This is a genomic window from Leucobacter sp. HNU (assembly GCF_047946755.1).
Lineage (GTDB): Bacteria > Actinomycetota > Actinomycetes > Actinomycetales > Microbacteriaceae > Leucobacter.
Window position 1 is genome coordinate 1,104,833 of record NZ_CP178837.1, and the last position, 20,854, is coordinate 1,125,686.

The 20,854-nt window shown below is 70.0% G+C and carries 11 protein-coding genes and 4 pseudogenes; 9 read left to right on the forward strand and 6 right to left on the reverse strand.

Annotation, left to right across the window (positions count from 1 at the left end; genetic code table 11):
• The first annotated feature begins 7 nt into the window (after positions 1 to 7).
• Both AB3K78_RS05375 and AB3K78_RS05380 read left to right on the forward strand, forming a co-directional pair.
• Positions 8 to 3,127 carry a bifunctional [glutamine synthetase] adenylyltransferase/[glutamine synthetase]-adenylyl-L-tyrosine phosphorylase gene (locus tag AB3K78_RS05375; protein WP_416446769.1) on the forward strand — a complete coding sequence of 1,040 codons (3,120 nt, stop codon included), beginning with the start codon at positions 8 to 10 and terminating at the stop codon, positions 3,125 to 3,127.
• A gap of 81 nt (positions 3,128 to 3,208) precedes the next feature.
• The gene (locus AB3K78_RS05380) at positions 3,209 to 3,622 is read left to right on the forward strand and encodes a protease inhibitor I42 family protein (protein ID WP_416446770.1); all 414 of its coding nucleotides are present in this window, start codon (positions 3,209 to 3,211) and stop codon (positions 3,620 to 3,622) included.
• A gap of 114 nt (positions 3,623 to 3,736) precedes the next feature.
• Here the strand turns inward: AB3K78_RS05380 and glnA are convergent.
• A pseudogene (gene glnA / locus AB3K78_RS05385) lies at positions 3,737 to 5,160 on the reverse strand (type I glutamate--ammonia ligase).
• A gap of 164 nt (positions 5,161 to 5,324) precedes the next feature.
• On the opposite strand from glnA, the gene AB3K78_RS05390 reads away from it, so the two are divergent.
• Complete coding sequence (locus tag AB3K78_RS05390; RefSeq protein WP_416446771.1) at positions 5,325 to 5,756, forward strand: RDD family protein; 432 nt, start codon at positions 5,325 to 5,327, stop codon at positions 5,754 to 5,756.
• A gap of 240 nt (positions 5,757 to 5,996) precedes the next feature.
• On the opposite strand, the gene AB3K78_RS05395 is transcribed toward AB3K78_RS05390, so the two are convergent.
• Positions 5,997 to 6,698, reverse strand: coding sequence for a DUF4191 domain-containing protein (locus AB3K78_RS05395; protein WP_416446772.1), 702 nt, complete (start codon positions 6,696 to 6,698; stop codon positions 5,997 to 5,999).
• A 463-nt stretch (positions 6,699 to 7,161) separates the two neighbouring features.
• Between AB3K78_RS05395 and AB3K78_RS05400 the strand changes: the two genes are divergently transcribed.
• A complete protein-coding gene (locus tag AB3K78_RS05400) occupies positions 7,162 to 7,455 on the forward strand; it encodes a hypothetical protein (protein WP_416446773.1) in 294 nt (97 codons plus the stop codon).
• A gap of 102 nt (positions 7,456 to 7,557) precedes the next feature.
• On the opposite strand, the pseudogene sucB reads toward AB3K78_RS05400, so the two are convergent.
• Both sucB and lpdA read right to left on the reverse strand, forming a co-directional pair.
• Positions 7,558 to 9,281, reverse strand: a pseudogene (gene sucB, locus AB3K78_RS05405) (2-oxoglutarate dehydrogenase, E2 component, dihydrolipoamide succinyltransferase).
• A 40-nt stretch (positions 9,282 to 9,321) separates the two neighbouring features.
• Positions 9,322 to 10,695 (reverse strand): dihydrolipoyl dehydrogenase, encoded by a 1,374-nt coding sequence (gene lpdA / locus AB3K78_RS05410; RefSeq protein WP_416446774.1) that lies wholly within the window; start codon positions 10,693 to 10,695, stop codon positions 9,322 to 9,324.
• Between the two features lie 175 nt (positions 10,696 to 10,870).
• Between lpdA and AB3K78_RS05415 the strand changes: the two genes are divergently transcribed.
• Positions 10,871 to 11,827 (forward strand): proteasome assembly chaperone family protein, encoded by a 957-nt coding sequence (locus AB3K78_RS05415; RefSeq protein WP_416446775.1) that lies wholly within the window; start codon positions 10,871 to 10,873, stop codon positions 11,825 to 11,827.
• Positions 11,828 to 12,054: 227 nt separating this feature from the next.
• Positions 12,055 to 13,361 (forward strand): annotated as a pseudogene (locus AB3K78_RS05420) (RNA polymerase sigma factor).
• A gap of 87 nt (positions 13,362 to 13,448) precedes the next feature.
• Here AB3K78_RS05420 and AB3K78_RS05425 read toward each other — a convergent pair.
• The gene (locus AB3K78_RS05425; RefSeq protein ID WP_416446776.1) at positions 13,449 to 13,670 is read right to left on the reverse strand and encodes a hypothetical protein; all 222 of its coding nucleotides are present in this window, start codon (positions 13,668 to 13,670) and stop codon (positions 13,449 to 13,451) included.
• Positions 13,671 to 13,892: 222 nt separating this feature from the next.
• Here AB3K78_RS05425 and AB3K78_RS05430 point away from each other — a divergent pair, with 222 nt between their 5' ends.
• Together AB3K78_RS05430 and AB3K78_RS05435 are read left to right on the forward strand one after the other, a co-directional pair.
• Entirely contained in the window at positions 13,893 to 15,986 is a 2,094-nt protein-coding gene (locus AB3K78_RS05430; protein WP_416446777.1) for a DNA gyrase/topoisomerase IV subunit B, read from the forward strand.
• A 192-nt stretch (positions 15,987 to 16,178) separates the two neighbouring features.
• A complete protein-coding gene (locus tag AB3K78_RS05435) occupies positions 16,179 to 17,072 on the forward strand; it encodes an EamA family transporter (protein ID WP_416446778.1) in 894 nt (297 codons plus the stop codon).
• 7 nt (positions 17,073 to 17,079) lie between these two features.
• On the opposite strand, the pseudogene AB3K78_RS05440 reads toward AB3K78_RS05435, so the two are convergent.
• Positions 17,080 to 19,457, reverse strand: a pseudogene (locus AB3K78_RS05440) (DNA gyrase/topoisomerase IV subunit A).
• Positions 19,458 to 19,621: 164 nt separating this feature from the next.
• Here AB3K78_RS05440 and AB3K78_RS05445 point away from each other — a divergent pair.
• Entirely contained in the window at positions 19,622 to 20,845 is a 1,224-nt protein-coding gene (locus AB3K78_RS05445; RefSeq protein ID WP_416446779.1) for an alkaline phosphatase family protein, read from the forward strand.
• The last annotated feature ends 9 nt before the right edge of the window (positions 20,846 to 20,854 follow it).

The following is a 20,854-nucleotide window of genomic DNA, read 5'->3' on the forward strand; positions in this document are numbered from 1 at the left end:
TCGGCCGATGGCTCCGGGATCTCGCCCTTCCACGCTCGGCCGCGTCGCGCGCGCCGGGTTCCAAGAGCTGAGCGAAGCTCGTGATCGGATCGACGCCCTCGCGGCCCTGCTCGCCGAGCAGGCCGGAGGCGCTGCCGGCACCGGCGTCGCACCGGTCGGCGCGGAGGCGCTGCTCGACGCCTTCTCCGGGGCGGCCGATCCCGACACCGCGCTCTCGCGGCTGAGCGAGCTCGCCCTTCGTCACCCGGGCCTCTGCGCGGGACTCGACGTCGCCGGATGGGAGCGTCTGTGCCGGCTCGCGGGCGCTTCGCCCGCGCTCGCCGAGTTCTTCACACGGAACCCGCGCGATCTCGCCCGCCTGCTGCGGGCGGGCGGGCGGGTGCCCACGGCGGCGGAAGCGCGTCGAGAGCTGCTCGTCGCGGTCGGGGCGACGGATCCGGGCGTCGAGGAACCGGGTGTCGAGCCGACAGGCGATCCGGGTCGGCGCGCGCCGGTCGCCTCGGTCGCCGGCGAAGCCGCCTGGAACGCACTGCGGGTGCGCTACCGCGAGCTGCTCGCCGAGCTGATGATCGTCGACCTCGAACGCGGTGCCGCGGCGGGGGAGCCGGAGCCGTTCGCCGAGGTCGCGGCCGCGCTCTCCGATCTGGCTGCCGCGGCGCTCGAGGCCGGACTGGCGGTCGCACGGCGACGTCTGCTCGACGGCGACGGCGGGCCGGCCGTTCCCGCGGAGCGCGTCGAGGCGGCCCGACTCGCCGTGGTGGCCATGGGCAAATGCGGTGCCCGCGAATTGAACGTCGTCTCCGACGTCGACGTGGTGTTCGTCGTCGGCAGCACCGACGACGAGGTGCTCGACGGCGACGCGCTCATCCGCGTGACCACCCGCCTCGCGGGCGAGCTCATGCGTGCGATCCACGATCCCGCCCACGAACCGCCGCTCTGGCAGGTCGACGCGAACCTGCGCCCTGAGGGACGTCAGGGCGCGCTCGTGCGCAGTCTCGCATCGATGCTCAGCTACTACGAGCGCTGGGCGAAAGCCTGGGAGTTCCAGGCGCTGCTGAAGGCGCGTCCCGTCGCGGGCGATCTCGCGCTCGGCGATGAGTTCGTCGCGCGCACCCGGCCGATGGTCTGGTCGAGCGGCTCGCGAGAGGACTTCGTCGGCTCGGTGCAGCGGATGCGCAGGCGTGTGACCGAGCACATCGCCGAGGAGGACATCCACCACCAGCTCAAGCTCGGGCCCGGCGGACTCCGAGACATCGAGTTCAGCGTGCAGCTCCTGCAGCTCGTTCACGGACAGTACGACGAGCGCCTGCGTCTCCGCGGCACGCTGGAATCCCTCGAGGCCCTGGTAGCGGGCGGATACGTCGCCCGCGAGGACGGCGAGCGGCTCGAGGCGGACTACGCGAATCTCCGACTGCTCGAGCACCGGCTGCAGCTGCGGGAGCTCCGACGTACGGCGCTGATGCCCCGCGACGCCGACGGGCTGCGCGTGCTCGCGCGTGCGTCTGGACTCGCCGCCACGGCGGACGAGCTGCGGCGGCGCTGGGAGGCGATCAAGCACGAGGTGCGCGAACTGCACCTGAAGATCTTCTATGCGCCGCTGCTCAGCGCAGTCGCCGCGCTGCCCGACGCCGAGTTCGTTCTCGGCGGCGACGAGGCCCGGGCCCGACTCGTCGGCATCGGCTTCCGGGACCCCGACGGCGCGATGCGGCACCTGACGGCCCTCACCTCGGGCGGCTCGCGCCGCGCCCGGATCCAGCGCAACCTGCTGCCGGTGCTGCTGCAGTGGCTCTCCTCCGGCACCGACCCCGACGCGGGGCTGCTCGCATTCCGGCGGGTGAGCGAGGCGAACCGAGACACCCCCTGGTACCTGCGGCTGCTGCGCGACGGTTCGGAAGCCGCCGAGCGTCTCACGCACGTGCTGTCGACCTCGCGGTTCGCCGCCGAACTGCTGGAGACGATCCCCGAGGCCGTCGCCTGGCTGGAGCGCGACGAGCTGATGAAGCCGACCTCCTTCGGCACGCTCCGTGCCGAGATGCGCGCGATGGCGTCGCGGCGGGCGACGGTCGACGAGGCCGCAGTGGCGCTGCGCGCCGCGCACCGGCGCGAGATCCTGCGCCTGGCGCTGGGACGGCTCGTCGGCGTGATCGACGACGAGGAAGTCGCCGGCGGGCTCGATGCCGCGCACGGTGCACTGCTCGACGCGCTGCTCCTCGCGCTGCGGGAGAGCGCACCCGAGACCGGGATCGAGCTCGCCCTGATCGGCATGGGCCGCTATGGAGGGCGCGAGCTCGGCTTCGCCTCGGACATCGACCTCGTCGCGGTGCATCGCGCGCTTCCCAGCACCGCTCCGGACGCCGCGACGCGCGAAGCCCTGCGCCTCGTCACGGAGCTGCGTCGGCTCGTCTCGGATCCCCGCTTCCCCGTCGACCTGGACTTCGACCTGCGTCCCGAGGGCAAGAGCGGTCCGCTCGTGCGCAGTCTCGACGCGTATCGCGCCTACTACGAACGCTGGTCGCTCGCGTGGGAGGCGCAGGCGCTGCTGCGCGCCCGCGCCGTCGCGGGCGATGTCGAGCTCGGTCGGGACTTCCTCGCGCTGGCCGACGAGATCCGCTTCCCGGAGCAGTTCGGCGAGAACGAGGTACGCGAGGTGCGGCGGCTCAAGGCGCGCGTCGAGGCGGAACGGTTGCCGCGGGGCGCCGATCCCCGGCGGCACCTCAAGCTCGGGCCGGGCGGCCTCAGCGACGTCGAATGGCTGGTGCAGCTGCTGCAGCTCGAGCACGGCGCGAGCATTCCCGCGCTCCGCACGGTGTCGACGCGCGAGGCGCTGCGCGCCGCCGTCGAGGCCGAGCTCATCGACGGCGAATCCGAGGAGTCGCTCCTGGACTCCTGGACGCTCGCGAGCACGCTGCGCTCGGCACTGACGCTCTGGTCGGGGCGCAGATCCGACAGCCTGCCGAACGACCGCACCGATCTCGAGGGCATCGCCGGGGTGCTCGGTCTGCCGAACGGCAGCACGGGTGAGATCGAGGAACGCTGGTTCGGCGCCGCGCGCCGCGCGCGAGCCGTGTTCGAGCGCGAGTTCTTCGGCTACGAAGACGGTCCGGGCGTCTCGATGTTCCGGCCATAGTCCGGCGCTTCAGGCCACTGCACCGGTCGTCCCGCGTCGCGATCGTGCACCGGGCCCAGTCTTACCGGATATGGTGCAGATATGAGCAGAGCGGTTCGATCCATCCTGGCCTTCGGCGCCGTCGGCATGCTCGGCGGCCTCCTCACGGCGTGCGCACCGGCGCCAAAGGAGATCACGATCGGCTACCGGACGGATTCCGTGACGGTCCCGGTCGGCGAAACCCTCGTGGTGGACTTCGGCACGATCAACTCGAGCGTCGGGGATCAGTGGGACATCACCGCCCAGCCCGATCCGGACGTGCTGGTCCCGGATACCCGGCGGGTCGAGCCCGAGGGGCCTCCGGAGCCCATCGGTGCGCCGCACGAGTTCGCCTATCGCTTCACGGCTCGCGCGAAGGGCACGACGACGATCGGCTTCGAGTATCGATTCCGAGGCGAGCTGCCGTCGGATCCCGCCGAACGGGACGCCGCAACGATCACCGTCACCGTGCGATAGCCGGAGCCGACCGGCTCGCGGGCCGGTCGGTTCCGGCGCACGCCGGCGGCGCACTTCGAGAGAACGGCTGCGGGGCCGGACCGAAATCGGCCCGACCCCGCAGGGGATCCTCGATCAGACCCCGTAGTAGAGCTCGAACTCGTACGGGTGGGGGCGCACCGACATCGGGCGGATCTCGAGGTCGTGCTTCAGATCGATCCAGGTCTGGATCAGCTCCTCGGTGAACACGCCCCCTCGAGCAGGTAGGCGTGGTCGGCCTCGAGTGCCGCGAGGGCCGCCTCGAGCGAGGTCGGCACCTGGGGGATGTTCTTGGCCTCCTCGGGGGGCAGCTCGTAGAGATCCTTGTCGATCGGTGCGAGCGGCTCGATGCGGTTGCGGATCCCGTCGAGGCCGGCCATCAGCTGTGCGGCGAACGCGAGGTACGGGTTGCCCGAGGCGTCGGGTGCGCGGAACTCGATGCGCTTCGCCTTCGGGTTCGAACCGGTCAGCGGGATGCGGACGGCTGCCGAGCGGTTGCCGGCCGAGTAGGCGAGGTTGATCGGCGCCTCATAGCCCTTGACCAGGCGGCGGTAGCTGTTGATGGTCGGGTTCGTGAACGCGAGCAGCGACGGTGCGTGGTGCAGGATGCCGCCGATGTACCAGCGGGCGATGTCGGAGAGGCCCGCGTAGCCGGCCTCGTCGTAGAACAGCGGCTCGCCGCCGTTCCAGAGCGACATGTGGGTGTGCATGCCCGAACCGTTGTCACCGAAGACGGGCTTCGGCATGAAGGTCGCGGTCTTGCCCCAGAGCTCGGCCGTGTTCTTGACGATGTACTTGAACTTCAGCACGTCGTCGGCAGCGGCGACGAGGGTGTTGAAGCGGTAGTTAATCTCGGCCTGGCCGGGTGCCCCCACCTCGTGGTGCGAACGCTCGAGCTGCAGGCCGGCGTCGATGAGGCGCAGCGAGATGTCGTCGCGCAGGTCGGCCTGCTTGTCGACGGGCGAGACGGGGAAGTAGCCGCCCTTGAGCGCGGTCGTGTTGCCGAGGTTGCCGCCTTCGATCTTGCGGCCCGAGTTCCAGTGGGCCTCTTCCGAGTCGATCTCGTAGAAGGTGCGCTGGGGGGTCGTCTCGTAGCGCACGGAGTCGAGGATGTAGAACTCGGCCTCGGGTGCGAAGAAGGCGGTGTCGGCGATGCCGGTCGAGGCGAGGTAGCGCTCGGCCTTCTTCGCGACCTGACGGGGATCCTTCGAGTAGATCTCGCCCGTGCGCGGGTTGAAGATGTCGAACAGCATGATCAGCGTGCGCTCGGCGCGGAACTGATCGATGTAGGCGGTGGTGACGTCGGGGATCAGCTGCAGGTCGGACTCTGCGATGCCGGCGAACCCGCGGATCGAGGAGCCGTCGAACATCTGGCCGACCTCGAAGAAGTCGAGATCCACGGTCGCCGCGGGGATGTTGAAGTGCTGCTGCACCCCGGGGAGGTCGGTGAACCGGATATCCAGGAATTTGACGTCCGTGTCTCGAATGAAGTCGATGACTTCCTGCGGGGTCTGAAACATGCTGCTCCTCAGAGTCGTGGCGGGCCGACACCGTGCGGTCGGACCGCGCTCCGCACGCGCGTTCTGCACCGTGCTGCCTACCACCTTAGAAGAGCATCGTTTCCGAAACATGTGTCCAATGTTTCCTGCGTGTTACGGTTCGGCGGCTCGATAGACTGGATCCCATGCCCGCTCCCACCACACCGCAGCGTTTCGGCGACCTCGAACCGAGCAAGTGGCCGGGGGAGCGCCTGGGCCTTCCCGCCGAGGGGCAGCGCTCCGTCGGGCGCATCGGCCGGCGCTTCGCCGCGATCGCCATCGACTGGGCCATCGCGACGCTGATCTCGCTGCTCTTCCCGCAGGGTCCCGCAACCTCCTTCATCACGCTCGGCATCTTCGGGCTCATGCAGATCCTGTTCATCCCCACCATCGGCGGGTCGATCGGGCACCGGATCATGGGCCTCCGGGTGGTCCCGCTGACCGGCGGGTGGATCGGCGCGTGGCGCCCGGTGGTGCGCACCGTACTGCTGCTCCTCGTCGTCCCCGTGCTCGTGTGGGACTCGGATCAGCGCGGCTTCCACGACAAGATCGCCGGAACGGTGCTCATCCGGGGCTGAGGTTTGGGTTTGGGCTTGGGCGCCCGGGTCTGACGTCTGATTGGGCTTCTGGCCCGAGTCCGGGGCCGAACTTTCCCGCTCCGAAGGAGATGCGTCTTCAGCAGGACGATCCCGCCGGATTCCTCCTTCGGGCGTCGGATCTCCTTCGGAAACGGGATCTGCTCAGACTTCTGAGGTCTCTCCGGAAACGAGCATGGCGGCCCCGACCGAAATCGGAGCCGCCATGCGAGAAGCGGCGGATCAACGCGGACGCTGCGCGCGCACCCTGTTCGGATCGATGCCCTTCGGGATTCCGACGGGCGAGCCCTGGAGCGAGGACAGGCGGTTGAACACGGCCTGCACCTCGTTGCGCCGCAGGGTCGGCTTGATCTTCGCGAGCGACCGGTTCAGCTTCGACACCGGAATACCGCCCTCGTCGGTGCCGACGTAGAGCTGGGTGATCTTGACGTTGGGCAGCACCCGCTTCACCTTGCGCTCCTCATCGATGAGGAGGCGCTTCGTGCGCTGAGCGGAGCCCTCGGCGATCAGCACGACGCCGCCGCGGCCGATGACGCGGTAGATCGCGTCCTGGTTGCGGGTGATCGCGATCGGCACCTCGGAACCGCGCCACGAACGGCGCAGCGCACCCTGCACGACCGCGCCGACTGCACCGGGCTTGCCCTCGATCTGGCGGTAGGCGACCGCTTCGGCGCGGCGGCCCAGCACGATCATCGCGATCAGGAGGCCGACCAGGATGCCGGTGAGCGGCCACATGATCCAGCCGAAGATGCTGTTGTTCAGGAGGAACGCGAGCAGCACCGCGACGAGGATCGGCGCGATGAAGCAGAGCAGCATGATGTAGGGCAGGTTGCGATCCTGCACCTTGGTGGTGCGATAGATCTGCACCATCTGCCGGATGCGACCGGGCTCCTTCTTCGCTGGAGTGTTCTGCTCTTTGGCCATACCTCCCAGGATACCGTGCGCGGGCGAGTCGGATTGACCCCTCACAGCGTGCATTCGCGGCGGAGTTACGCCCTGGGCGATCCGTCGATGGGAGAGAACGCCTCGGAGCATCGGGCCGAACGGCATGATGGCCGTTCCGCGCCGGATCAGCCGGCCCGAGAGATCAGGAGTCCCGCCCATGGATCATTCATCGTCGCGCTCGTCGCGCTCGTCGCCTCCGGCGTTTTCGAAGCGGCTCTTCCCCCGTATCCTCGCTCGCGGGCGCGTTTCCGAGCCTCCGATCCGCGCGGCCGAGGCGGCCTGGCGGGTGCTCCGTCTCTGCGCGGTGGCGATCGAGTCCCGCGCCGCAGGGTGGTGCCTCGGCCCCATCGGCCCTGGCGAAGTGGAATTCGTCGGCGTCGAATGCAGGAGGCCCCCTGCGCGAGGGCGGCTGGCCCGGCGCCGCGCGGTACGGTCCGGTCTCATGCACGAACGGGACGGGCACGGAGCGTTCTGCACGCTGATTGGCATCCCGGAGGAGTCGCTGCGCCGCCTCATCGAGTACTGGAGCCCGCCGGGCTGCGCCGAGTTCCTCGCCGAGGCGGTGGCCGAGGCCGTGGCAGTGCTGCGGGAGTCGACCCGCAGCGTCGAGTGGAACCGGGCGATGGCGCGCGAGGCGGTCGAGGGTGCGCTCTCGGAGAGGATCAGCATCCGTGCTCCGGCACTGGCTGCAGGTGAGACATCGCGTCGTGGGCGCCGGTGCGAGGTTCGGCGCTGAGACGGGCTGGAAACGGCTTCGGGCCGCGGCCTCCGAAGAGTGCCGCGGCCCGAAACCGGTCATCGCAACGCGACCGAGCCGAAGCCGACCGCGAGAGCGGGATCAGATCCCGAGGTTGCCCTCGAAATCGGCTGCCTCGAGACGCTGCTTCATCTGGGTGAGGAAGCGTGCGGCATCGGCGCCATCGATGGTGCGGTGATCGTACGAGAGCGCCAGGTAGACGGTCGAGCGGATTGCGATCGCGTCGCCGTCGGGGCCCGAGACCACTGCGGGCTTCTTGACGACCGCGCCGGTGCCGAGGATCGCGGACTGCGGAAGGAACACGAGCGGGGTGTCGAAGAGCGCCCCGCGCGAGCCGGTGTTGGTCAGCGTGAAGGTACCGCCCGAGAGCTCGTCCGGCGTCAGCTTGTTGTCGCGGGTACGCGCCGCGAGGTCGGCGATGTCCAGTGCGAGCTGAGCGATGTTCTTCTCGCCGGCATCGCGCACGACCGGGGTGAGCAGGCCGCGCTCGGTGTCGACCGCGATGCTGATGTTCTCGTGATCGGGGTAGACGATGCTGTCGCCGTCGACCGTCGAGTTGACGATCGGGTAGGTGCGGAGCGCCTCGGCAGCGGCCAGCGCGAAGAACGGCAGGAAGGAGAGCTTCGCGCCGGTCTTTGCGAGGAACTCGTCCTTCTTGGCCTGGCGCAGCTGGGCGACGCGGGTCACGTCGACCTCGACCACGGTGGTGAGCTGGGCCGTCGACTGCAGCGAAGCGACCGCGCGATCGGCGATCACCTTGCGGAGGCGGCTCATCTTCTGCGTGGTTCCGCGCAGCGGGAGACCTCGACGGCCGGAGCCTGCGCCGCGGGAGCGGCCTGGGCCGCGGCTGCAGCGGTCGGCTGCGCAGCAGCGAGCACGTCCTCCTTGCGGATGCGCCCGCCCACGCCGGTCCCCGCGATCGTCGAGAGGTCGACACCGTGCTGGTGCGCGAGCTTGCGAACGATGGGCGTGACGTAGCCTGCCGCCGCCGAGTCGGCCACGGGAGCCGCCGCCGGTGCCGCGGGGGCCGAAGCTGCCGGAGCAGCGGCGGGGGCCGCCGGCGCTGCGGGTGCGGGTGCCGCGGCAGGGGCCGGTGCGGCCGGTGCCTCCGGAGCCGGTGCGGCTGCGGGAGCCGGTGCGGCTGCGGGAGCCGGTGCGGCTGCGGGAGCTGCCGGGGCCGCGGAGTCACCGATGCGCGCAAGCGCGCCGCCGACCTCGACGGTCTCGTCCTCCTGGACCAGGATCGCCTGCAGCACGCCGGCCACGGGCGACGGGACCTCGGTGTCGACCTTGTCGGTGGAGACCTCGAGCAGCGGCTCGTCGACCTCGACCGAATCGCCGACGTTCTTCAGCCATCGGGTCACGGTGCCCTCGGTGATGCTCTCGCCGAGCGAAGGGAGCACGACCTCCTGGCCGTCGGCGGGCGCGGCGGGAGTCGAAGGAACCGCGACGTGCTCGGGCGCCGCCACGGGCTCGGCCGGAGCGGCGGGCGCCGCCACCGGCTCCGGAGCTGCGGGGGCCGCGACCGGCTCGGCCGCCGGGGCGGCCGGAGCCGCAGCGGACCCGCTTCCATCGCCGATACGTGCGAGCACCGCGCCGACCTCGGCCGTCTCGTCCTCCTGCACGAGGATCTCCTCGAGCACCCCCGCGATGGGGGAGGGGACCTCGGTGTCGACCTTGTCGGTCGACACCTCCAGCAGCGGCTCGTCGACTGCGACGGTGTCACCGACGTTCTTCAGCCAGCGGGTCACCGTCCCCTCGGTGACGCTCTCGCCCAGTGCGGGGAGGACGACCGATTCACTCATGACGTTTTCTCCGTTTCGTTCGTAAATCTCGGTGCCGCGCTCAGATGGCGTGCAGCGGCTTGCCGGCGAGCTTCAGCATGGTCTCGCCGATGGTCTCGTTCTGCGTGGGGTGGCCGTGGACGAAGGGTGCGACGTCCTCGGGGTAGGCCTCCCAGTTCACGATCAGCTGAGCCTCGCCGACGAGCTCGCCGACGCGGGCGCCGATCATGTGGACGCCGACCACCGGGCCGTCGTTCACCCGGACCGCCTTGACGGTGCCGGCGGTGCCGAGGATCGAGCTCTTGGCGTTCCCGGCCAGGTTGTACTCGTACGCGGTGACGTTGTCCTCGCCGTACTGCTCCTTGGCCTTCGCCTCGGTGAGGCCGACCGAGGCGATCTCGGGATCGCAGTAGGTGACCTTGGGGATGTTGACGTCCTGTACGACGACCGGGTTGAGCCCCGCGATCTCCTCCGCGACGAAGATGCCCTGCTGGTAGCCGCGGTGGGCGAGCTGCAGGCCGGGCACGATGTCGCCGACGGCGTAGACGCCGGGAACGTTCGTCGCGAGGCGCTCATCGGTCAGCACGAAGCCGCGATCCATCGAGATCCCGACCTCCTCGTAGCCGATGCCCTGGGTGACGGGCCCGCGGCCGACCGCGACCAGGAGGTAGTCGGCGGGCAGGGTCGTTCCGTCCTCGAGGGTGACGGTGACGCCGTTCGCATCCTGGGTGACGCCCTGGAAACGGACGCCGAGCTTGAAATCGATGCCGCGCTTGCGGAACGCTCGCTCGAGCTGCTTGGAGACCGACTCCTCCTCGTTCGGGACGAGGTGGGGCAGGCCCTCCACGATGGTGACCTCGGCGCCGAAGGAGCGCCAGACGCTCGCGAACTCGACGCCGATCACGCCGCCGCCGAGAATCACGACGCGCTTGGGGACCTCGGTGAGTTCGAGCGCCTGCTCGCTGGTGATCACGCGGCCCGAGATCTCGAGGCCGGGAAGGCTGCGCGAGTAGGAGCCGGTCGCGAGCACGACGTTCTTGCCGATGATGCGGTCGGCGCCCACCTGCACGGTGTTCGCGGCGACCAGGCGGCCCTCGCCCTCGATGACCGTGATGCCGTTGGCCTTGAGCAGGCCCTGCAGCCCCTTGTGCTTGCCGGCGACCAGGTTGGTGCGGAACTTCGTCACGCCGGCCATGTCGATGCCGGCGACGCTCGACAGCACGCCGTAGGCCTCGCCCTCGCGCGCCACGTCGGCGATCTCCGCCGAGTGCAGCAGCGCCTTGGTGGGGACGCAGCCGCGATGGAGGCAGGTGCCGCCCAGCTTGTCCTTCTCGATGACTGCGGCGGTGAAGCCGAGCTGTCTCGCTCGGATGGCTGCAGCGTACCCGGCGCTGCCGCCGCCGAGAACGACGATGTCAAACTGCTGATCGGCCAAGTGGGATCTCCCTCGGGTCGCATTCGAAAGAGCGGGCCGACGCGTGATCGGTCCACGGCTCACCAGCCTACTACTCCTCCGTGCCGACCAGGCCATTTGGCGACGCCCGGCGACGTTCGCTCTGGGCATGCCCTCGGCCCGCCCGTCGGCAGGGCCCGCTCCGTAGGATGGAGACGTGACCGATTCGATCTTCTCCGCAGAGTACGCCGAACGCCGCGCGACCGTTCCCAAGGGCATTCCGCTCCTGGTCGCGCTGCGCGGCATCAGCGACGCCGGCGGGGTGGTGGCGCAGCTCGAGGAGTACCTCTGGGAGCGCACCGAGCCGCAGGAGATCGTGCGCTTCGACTCGGACCTGCTGCTCGACTACCGCGCGCGCCGGCCGGTCATCACCTTCGTCGAGGACCACCTGGTCGATTACGCGCCCGAGGAGCTGTCGCTCGCGCTCGCGCACGACGAGCTCGGCGCACCGTTCCTCCTCCTGAGCGGCTACGAGCCCGACTTCCGCTGGGAGCAGTTCATCGACGCCGTGCTCATGCTGGTGCACGAGTTCGAGGTCTCCACCACGGTCTGGACCCACGCGATCCCGATGCCCGTTCCCCACACCCGTCCGATCCGGGCCACGGTCAGCGGGAGCCGCGACGATCTGATCGAGGCGCGTTCGGTATGGAAGCCGACGACCAAGCTCGCCGCCTCGGCCGGCCACGTGCTCGAATACCGGCTGCACTCGCTCGGTGAGGACGTCGTCGGATTCGCGTTCCTCGTGCCGCACTACCTGGCGAACACCGAGAATCCCGACGTGCTGCTCGCCGCGCTCGACGGGATCATGGCGGCCAGCGGACTGATCCTGCCGACGGACGAGGTCCGGGAGGCGGCTCGAGCGTTCAACGTCCAGGTCGACACGCAGATCGCCGAGAACGAGGAGTCCACCGAGATGGTGCGCAATCTCGAGCTGCGCTACGACGAATACATGGAGGATCAGACCACCCGGTCGCCTCTCGTGAGCGAGGACGGATCGCTCCCGACCGCGGATCAGCTCGCGAGCGAGCTCGAACGGTTCCTGCGCGAGCAGCGCGACCCCGGGAACGGCGGCGCCTCCGGCGGGGGCGCTCCGGGCGGCCCCGGGCTCGTCTGAGCGCGGCTCCGAGAACGCGGAGCGATTTCGCTGGACGCTGAACTCGATCGGAATGGTCGGGAGCGTGCCCGCGCACGTGCAATAATTGCAGCACAGCCCATTCAATCCGGCTCTCGCGCGTGCGCGGGAATACGCCGGGCTTGACATGGGTTTTCACGCTGTGTGCAGGTTTTGCGGAAGATCGCTCGACCTGGACACGGAGGATCTCGACACAGAGAGGCGGCTGCGTGGCCACTGCACCCACCACCAAGACTCGTGCCACTTCGGCTGAGGACGCGACCGAGACGGAAGCGCCGAAGAGCGCTGCCAAGAAGGCTGCCTCCACGAAGGCGAGCGCGACCAAGAAGGCCGCCGCGACGAAGGCTCCTGCCGAGAAGTCGACGGCCGCTGCCAAGGCCGCTGCTGCGAAGAAGCCCGCGGCGAAGAAGCCGGCGACGCGCAAGCGCGCCCCGAAGGAGCCGGATCCCGTCGCGGAGGCCGCGCTCGCTCCCGACACCGACGAGACGGTCCCCACCGATACCGCGGCGATCCCGGTCGTCCCGGCCGTGCAGCTGCCGACCGGCGCGATCCGCATCAAGGACTCCGACGAGGAGGACGTGCCGACGGTCACGACCGCGATCCCCGGCGCCACCGCCGACCCGGTCAAGGACTACCTCAAGCAGATCGGCAAGGTCGCGCTGCTGAACGCCGCCGAAGAGGTCGAGCTGGCGATGCGCATCGAGGCCGGCCTGTTCGCAGAGGAGAAGCTGGCGACCGAGAAGGGCCTGCCCAAGAAGCTCGAGCGCGAGCTGAAGTGGGTGGCGCGCGACGGCCAGCGGGCGAAGAGCCACCTGCTCGGCGCCAACCTCCGCCTCGTCGTGTCGCTCGCGAAGCGCTACACCGGCCGCGGCATGCAGTTCCTGGATCTGATCCAGGAGGGAAACCTGGGCCTCATCCGCGCGGTCGAGAAGTTCGACTACACCAAGGGCTTCAAGTTCTCGACCTACGCCACCTGGTGGATTCGTCAGGCGATCACGCGAGCCATGGCCGACCAGGCCCGCACCATCCGCATCCCGGTGCACATGGTCGAGGTCATCAACAAGCTCGCGCGCGTCCAGCGCCAGATGCTGCAGGACCTGGGTCGTGAGCCCACTCCCGAGGAGCTGAGCCGCGAACTCGACATGACCCCTGAGAAGGTCGTCGAGGTCCAGAAGTACGGGCGCGAGCCGATCTCGCTGCACACCCCGCTCGGCGAGGACGGCGACAGCGAATTCGGCGACCTCATCGAGGACACCGAGGCGGTCGTGCCCGCCGACGCCGTCGGCTTCACGATGCTGCAGCAGCAGCTCGAGCAGCTGCTCGACTCGCTCTCGGAGCGCGAGGCCGGCGTGATCCGCATGCGCTTCGGGCTCGGCGACGGCATGCCGAAGACCCTCGACCAGATCGGCGACACCTTCGGCGTGACGCGCGAGCGCATCCGCCAGATCGAGTCGAAGACCATGGCGAAGCTGCGGCACCCTCACGGTCCCAGCAGCTGCGCGACTACCTCGAGTAGGCCGCCAGACACGAGAAAAGCCCCGGCTCCGGCCGGGGCTTTTCCGTTGTCCCGCCGATCCTCGCGGATGGCGGTCCGTGCGAACCGCTACGCGTTCAGGCGGGCGGTCTCGTCGTGCCAGACCTCGGCGATCGGGCGGAGCTTCGCCTCGTGCTTGCGGGCGTGATGCGCGCAGAACAGCAGCTCGCTGCCGTTCAGCATCGCGCGCACGTACGCCTGGGCGCCGCAGCTGTCGCAGCGGTCGAGCGCGTCGAGGGGACGATCCGCCCGGGCCTGGGCCTCGGTGCGATCCTGCTCGAGTGTCGTCATGGCTACCTCCCGTACGTGTTTGGTGATCCCATCAAAGCACGCGCAGCCCGGGAAACGGCTCGATTCGGCGGCCGTTTCGCTGACCGCGTAGCCCGAGCCGGCCGTCGCCGCGTACAGCGCCCGTTCACCGGCCCGTTTTCGGCACGCGCCGGGAAACGGCGCCCCGGTGTCGGAGGTCTCGCCTACAGTAGATCCGTCCCCAGAGAAAGAGGTGCCGCAACCGTGGCCGAGTCGAGCTATTCCGCCCGCCATCTCACCGTGCTCGAAGGGCTCGAGGCCGTGCGCAAGCGGCCGGGCATGTACATCGGCACGACCGATTCGCGCGGGCTCATGCACTGCCTCTGGGAGATCATCGACAATTCGGTCGACGAAGCGCTCGCGGGCCACGGCTCCGAGATCGGCGTCGTGCTGCACGCCGATGGCAGCGTGACCGTGACCGACCGGGGCCGCGGCGTCCCCGTCGACATCGAGCCCCGGAGCGGCCTCACCGGCGTCGAGCTCGTGTACACGAAGCTGCACGCCGGAGGCAAGTTCGGCGGCGGCGGCTATGCCAGCTCCGGCGGCCTGCACGGCGTGGGCGCCTCCGTGGTCAACGCGCTGTCGTCCCGCCTCGACGTCGAGGTCGACCGCGACGGCAAGACCTGGGCGATGTCGTTCCGCCACGGTGAACCCGGCATCTTCGACGGCGACAGCCCGTCGAGCCCGTTCACCGCATTTGAGGACGCCTCGGAGCTGCGCGTCATCGGCAAGGTGAAGAAGGGCGTCACCGGCACCCGCGTCCGGTACTGGGCGGACCCGCAGATCTTCTTGAAGGAGGCACGCTTCGAATCCGACGCGCTCGTCGCGCGCGCCCGGCAGACCGCGTTCCTGGTCCCAGGGCTCGGGATCGAGATCCGAGACGAGCGTCCCGAGGGGCTCGACGAATCGGGTGCGCCGCAGGTGCACCGTTTCGCCTACGAGGGCGGCATCTCCGAGTTCGTCGATTTCCTTGCGGTCGATGCGGCGCTGACGGAGACCTGGCGGGTCACGGATTCCGGCACGTTCACCGAGACCGTTCCCGTCATGGACGAGGCGAGCGGCGCGCTGGTCTCCCGGGAAGTGGAGCGCACCTGCGAAGTCGACGTCGCGCTGCGCTGGGGCACGGGCTACGACACCGAGATCCAGACGTTCGTGAACATCATCTCGACGCCCAAGGGCGGCACGCACCTGGCCGGTTTCGAGCAGGGTCTGGTGCGGTTCTTCCGCAAGCAGATCGAACAGAACGCACGAAAGCTCAAGGCCGGCTCCGACAAGCCGGAGAAGGACGACATCCTCACCGGCCTCACCGCGGTCGTCACGGTCCGGGTGCCCGAGCCCCAGTTCGAGGGGCAGACGAAGGAGGTGCTCGGCACCGCTGCAGTGCGCCAGATCGTCACGCGCGCGATGACGAAGGGCCTCGAGGAGCGCTTCGCCTCCACCCGTCGGCAGGACAAGGCCGAGACGGCCACCCTGCTCGAGAAGATGGTCTCCGAGATGAAGTCCCGCATCTCGCTGCGGGCTCAGCGGGACACCGCACGGCGCAAGTCCTCGCTCGAGAGCTCCTCGCTTCCGGCGAAGCTGATCGACTGCCGCTCGCGCGATGTCGCCGATACCGAGCTCTTCATCGTCGAGGGCGACAGCGCGCTCGGAACGGCGCGCCCCGCCCGAGACAGCGAGTACCAGGCGCTCCTGCCGATCCGGGGAAAGATCCTCAACGTGCAGAAGGCGTCGGTCGCCGAGATGCTGAACAACGCCGAGTGCGGATCCATCATCAAGGTCATCGGGGCCGGCTCCGGTCGCGACTTCGATATCGAGTCCGCGCGCTACGGCAAGGTCATCCTCATGAGCGACGCGGACGTCGACGGTGCACACATCCGCACCCTCCTGCTGACGCTCTTCTTCCGATACATGCGCCCGATGCTCGAAGCCGGTCGCGTCTACGCGGCCGTACCGCCGCTGCACCGCGTCGTCGTGCAGAACGCCGGGCGCAAGCCGAACGACGTGATCTACACCTACAGCGAGAAGGAACTGCAGACGCTGCTCTCCGACCTGCGCCGTCGCGGCAAGAAGTACCAGGAGCCGATCCAGCGCTACAAGGGCCTGGGCGAGATGGACGCTGACCAGCTGGCCGAGACGACCATGGATCGCGCGCACCGCACGCTGCGGCGCGTGCGCGTCGAGGACGCGCACTCCGCCGCGCAGGTGTTCGAACTGCTCATGGGCAACGACGTCGCGCCGCGCAAGGAGTTCCTCGTCGAGAACGCCGACGACCTCGACCGCGAGCGCATCGACGCCTGACCCGCGCTTGCGGGGCCGAGCCGGGGCGCTCGCTGATACGCTGATCCCGACAGCACCTAGGGTTCCGGGGCCGAGCGCCCGCCTGGTCCGAGCGGTGCCACGCCGGGATCCGCATCGCGGCGTCATCTGAACGGACAAAAGCCTGGAGGAACCGGACCCGACGCACCATCGCGCCGGGGAGGAGGTTCCGACGTGTCCGCTTTCGCCATCGCTCTCGTGCTCTCGGCCGCAGTCTGCCACGCCGCCTGGAACATCGTGGCACACGGGTCCAGCGGCTCCGGCCTTCCGTTCCTCTGGTGGGGAGCGGTCATCGCCAGCGGGCTCTGGGCGTTCGCCATTCCGTTCACGGATGGTCTGGAGGGGGCGGATCCCTGGGCGTTCCTCATCGGCGCCGCCGTGTCGGGCGTGCTCCACGTCGGCTACATGCTCGCGTTGCAGCGAGGATATGCCTCCGGAGACCTCACCACCGTCTATGCGACCGCGCGGGGAAGCGGGCCGATCCTCACCGGACTCTTCGCGCTGCTCGTCCTGGGGGAGCGGCCGGGGCCGCTCGCGATCGTCGGCGCGCTGGTCGTCGTGCTCGGGGTGATCGCGGTCGGGGCGATCGGTCGTCCGCGCACCCCGCTGCGCACGCGCCCGATTCGGCGGCGCGGGATCCCGTCCGAGGTCGTCTGGGGTGTGCTCACGGGCGTCGCGATCGCCGGCTATACGGTGTGGGATGCGATCGCGATGAACCGAGTGGGCCTTCCCGCAGTCGCCTACTTCGTCGGATTCACCGTGACCGAGGTGCTGGGCTTCAGCCTGCTCCTACTCCGCAGACGCGACGAGGGCCCGTCGCTCGGTGCGGTGGTTCGGACCCAGTGGGGGCGTCTGCTCGCCTTCGGCGTGCTCTCGCCGCTGTCGTACATTCTCGTGCTCACCGCGACGAAGATCGCGCCGATCGCGCTCATCGCGCCGATGCGCGAGGTGAGCGTGATCCTCGTGAGTCTCTACGGCGTCTGGCGGTTCAGACAGGACCGTGCGGTGCTGCGCATCGGCGCGGCCGGTGTGGTCGTGGTCGGGATCGCACTGATCGGGTCGGCCTGACTCGAGATCAGGGCGCGGTGCCGACGAAGGCCGCCGCGCCGTCGAGCGGCAGGCCCGAGCCGTCGCGCTTGCCGAGGGTGTCGGGCAGCTTGCGCGCCGCACCGTCCGAGGCCAGGGCGCGGGGCTCGCCGGTCCCGACCCAGGCGCAGGCGATCTGGTCCTCCCACTTGAGGAAGCGCTGCGCGCGGACGCCGCCGGTGCCGCGCCCCTTCGCCGGGAACTCGGCCCAGTCGGAGATCTTGGCGGTGCCCACGTCGGTGCCCGGCAGCGTCAGGGAGCTGTCGGCGATCGTGACGACCCGCGCCTCGGCGCCGGGCTCCACCGCGCCGGCGAACACGACCTTGGCATCGGTCCCGAGGCGGATGCCGGCCATGCCGCCGGCCGGGCGCCCTGCGGGCGCACCGACGATGCAGGGAAGCGCAGCAGCTGCGCGTCGGACGCCACGACGGCGAACTCGAAGTCGTCGGGAGCGGGGAACGCCGAGACGAGTTCGTCACCCGCCTTGAGGCCGATGACCTCGAAATCGGGCTTGGCCGGCAGCTCGGTGAGCACGACCCGCTTCACCGTGCCCTGCGCGGTGAAGAGGCCGACGGGCTGCTCGGTCTCGAGCTGCACGACGCCGACGACCCGGACCTTCTTGTCGGTGACGCCGATGTAGTCGGTCAGCTTGACGCCGGCCGAGAACGCGATGGACGCCGCGGGGACGAGCGGTAGGTCGACCGGGGTGAACCGGTGCAGCGTGCCGTCGCTGAGGATCGCACCGAGCTCTCCGCGCACGGTGGAGTCGACGCGCGCGAGCACCGCGCCGTGCTTGGTGGCGCGCGAGGTGCTGCGCACCGGATCGAGCGCCTCGGGATCGCGATCGACGCGCAGCGCCCGGCCGGTGACCGAGAGCAGCACGGTGCACGGGGTGTCCGCGACCTGGAGCGCTGCGGCGCCCGCTGGTGCGCGGGTCGGACGGGCGACGGCTCCGGTGAGCACGGTGCGTCGCGGCGTGCCGTACGCCTCCGCAGCGGCATCCATCTCGTTCGCGACGACGGCGTGCAGGCGCTCGGGGCTGCTCAGGATCTCGAGCAGCTGCTCGATCTCGGATTGCAGCTGATCGCGCTCGGCCTCGAGCTCGACCCGCGAGAACTTGGTCAGGCGGCGCAGCCGGAGCTCGAGGATGTATTCCGCCTGCGCCTCGGACAGGTCGAACACCTGCATGAGTCGCCCTCGCGCGGTCTCGGCGTCGTCGCTCGTGCGGATGAGCTGGATGACCTCGTCGATATCGAGGATCGCGATGAGGAGGCCTTCGACGAGGTGGAGGCGCTCGCGCCGCTTGCGCAGCCGGAACTCGGAACGGCGCTTGACCACCGAGACGCGGTGGTCGAGGAACACCCGCAGCATCTCGCGCAGGCCCAGGGTCTGCGGCTGACCGCCGACGAGCGCGACCGAGTTGATGCTGAACGAGTCCTCGAGCGGGGTGTAGCGGTAGAGCTGTTCGAGGACCGCCTCGGGCGAGAACCCGGTCTTGAGGGTGATGACGAGGCGCAGGCCGTTCTTGCGATCGGTGAAGTCCTGCACGTCCGAGATGCCGGAGAGCTTCTTGGACTCGACGCCCTGCTTGATCTTCTCGATCACGCGCTCGGGGCCGACGAGGTAGGGGAGCTCGGTCACGATGAGGCCGGTGCGGCGCGCCGTGAGCTGCTCGACCGCGACCTTCGCGCGAGTGCGGAACGCGCCGCGACCGGTGCGGTAGGCGTCCTTGACGCCGTCGAGGCCGACGATGATGCCGCCGCCGGGCAGGTCGGGGCCGGGAACGAACTCCATGAGCTCGTCGACGGTCGCCGACGGGTTGAACAGCAGGTGCTTGGCGCCCTCGACCACCTCGAGGAGATTGTGGGGCGCCAGATTGGTCGCCATGCCGACGGCGATGCCGCTCGCGCCGTTGACCAGCAGGTTCGGCACCGCGGCGGGCAGCACCTCGGGCTGCATGATCTGGTTGTCGTAGTTGGGGACGAAGTCGACGACGTCCTCGTCGAGGGACTCGGTCATGGCGAGCGCCGCTCCGGCGAGCCGGGCCTCGGTGTACCGGGAGGCCGCCGGGCCGTCGTCGAGCGACCCGAAGTTGCCGTGGCCGTCGACCAGCGGCAGGCGCATGGCGAAGTCCTGGGCGAGACGCACGAGCGCGTCGTAGATGGAGGAATCGCCGTGGGGGTGCAGCTTGCCCATGACCTCGCCGACGACACGGGCCGACTTGACGTGGCCCTTCTCGGGACGGAGCCCCATATCGGTCATCATGAACAGGATGCGGCGCTGCACCGGCTTCATGCCGTCGCGGGCGTCAGGGAGCGCCCGCGAGTAGATCACCGAGTAGGCGTACTCGAGGAACGAGGCCTCCATCTCGTTCGAGATGTCGATGTCCTCGATCCGTTCGACGCCGGATGCCGCGTCTGCTGGGGTCGTGTCGCTCACGGGGCCGATCACGTGCCTTTCGGTCTTCGGGGCGCGCGACGGGCGTCGCGCAGCTGCAGCTGGGCGCGCATCGCGCGGATACGATGGTGGTCATGCTACCGACGCCCACCGACAACGGTGCGAGGCTGGCCGCGATTCTCCCAACCGGGCTGGCCTGTCTGGCTCCCGCGCTGGGTTCCACGGCCGCCGACGTACTCGACCGCGCATTCGACGGCGCGCCCGGACCCGACGGCGGCCCCGCGCCCCTCGCCGACCTTCCGGAACTGCGGTCCCTGGTGCTGATCGTGGTCGACGGCCTCGGGCACGCCAACCTGCAGGAGCGCGCGGGGCACGCGCGCACGATCCTGTCGATGCCCGGACGGCGGATCGAGACCGTCGCGCCGTCGACCACGGGCGCCGCCCTCACGACGCTCACCACGGGGCGCCTGCCCGGGAGCCACGGGCTCATCGGGTACCGGATCCGGCATCCCGAGCTGGGGCTCGTCACGACGCTCCGCGACTGGGACGGTATCGATCCCATCCGTTCCTGGCAGCGCGCCGAGCCGCTGTTCGGCCTCGCCGCCCGGCTGGGCGTGCGGCCGCTCGCGATCGGGAGACCCGCGCACGCCGACGGCGGCCTCACGCGCGCGATCCTGTCGGGCGCCGAGTACCTCGGCGGGCAGCGCATCGAGGACCGCTTCGCGCTGGCCTCCCAGGCGGTGCGCGGCCCCGATCCGGTGCTCGCCTACCTCTACGTCGACGAGCTCGACAAGGCCGGTCACGAGCAGGGATGGGGGAGCGATGCCTGGCTGGCGCGGCTCGAGCAGCTCGACGCTGCGCTCGACGGCTTCCTGCGCGGGCTCCCGGGCGGCGTCGGCGTCGTGCTCACCGCGGACCACGGCATGGTCGATGTGCCGCAGCACGGGCAGATCGTGCTGGACGACGACCCGATCCCCGGCGTCGCGTCGATCGGCGGCGAGCCGAGGTTCCGGTCGCTGTATCTCGAGGACGGCGTCGAGCCCGAGTCCGTCGCGCGCGAGGTCGAGGCCCGGCTCGGCAAGCTGGCCTGGATCGGCACGCGCGAGTCGGCGATCGCCGCGGGGTGGTTCGGAGACACCGACCCGAGCGTCGCGCCACGGCTCGGCGAGGTGCTGGTCGCCGCGCGCAAGCAGGTGGCCTTCACCCTGCGCGGCGACGACCCCCGTGCGCTCGCCATGGTCGGGCAGCACGGCAGCCTGAGCGCCGAGGAGCGGGGGATCCCGCTGCGTCTCGGCGGTGCGCTGGCCGGGAGCGGATTCGCGGGCGCCGTCGCCCGTGTCGCCGACCGCGTTCGCTGACTCGGGGCC

What these genes read in the sequence shown, in the direction of transcription:
- AB3K78_RS05375 (WP_416446769.1), top strand. Translation starts at nt 8, where the DNA reads ATGGCTCCGGGATCTCGCCCTTCCACGCTCGGCCGCGTCGCGCGCGCC.
- AB3K78_RS05380 (WP_416446770.1), top strand. Translation starts at nt 3,209, where the DNA reads ATGAGCAGAGCGGTTCGATCCATCCTGGCCTTCGGCGCCGTCGGCATG.
- AB3K78_RS05390 (WP_416446771.1), top strand. Translation starts at nt 5,325, where the DNA reads ATGCCCGCTCCCACCACACCGCAGCGTTTCGGCGACCTCGAACCGAGC.
- AB3K78_RS05395 (WP_416446772.1), bottom strand. Translation starts at nt 6,698, where the DNA reads ATGGCCAAAGAGCAGAACACTCCAGCGAAGAAGGAGCCCGGTCGCATC.
- AB3K78_RS05400 (WP_416446773.1), top strand. Translation starts at nt 7,162, where the DNA reads ATGCACGAACGGGACGGGCACGGAGCGTTCTGCACGCTGATTGGCATC.
- AB3K78_RS05425 (WP_416446776.1), bottom strand. Translation starts at nt 13,670, where the DNA reads ATGACGACACTCGAGCAGGATCGCACCGAGGCCCAGGCCCGGGCGGAT.
- AB3K78_RS05445 (WP_416446779.1), top strand. Translation starts at nt 19,622, where the DNA reads ATGCTACCGACGCCCACCGACAACGGTGCGAGGCTGGCCGCGATTCTC.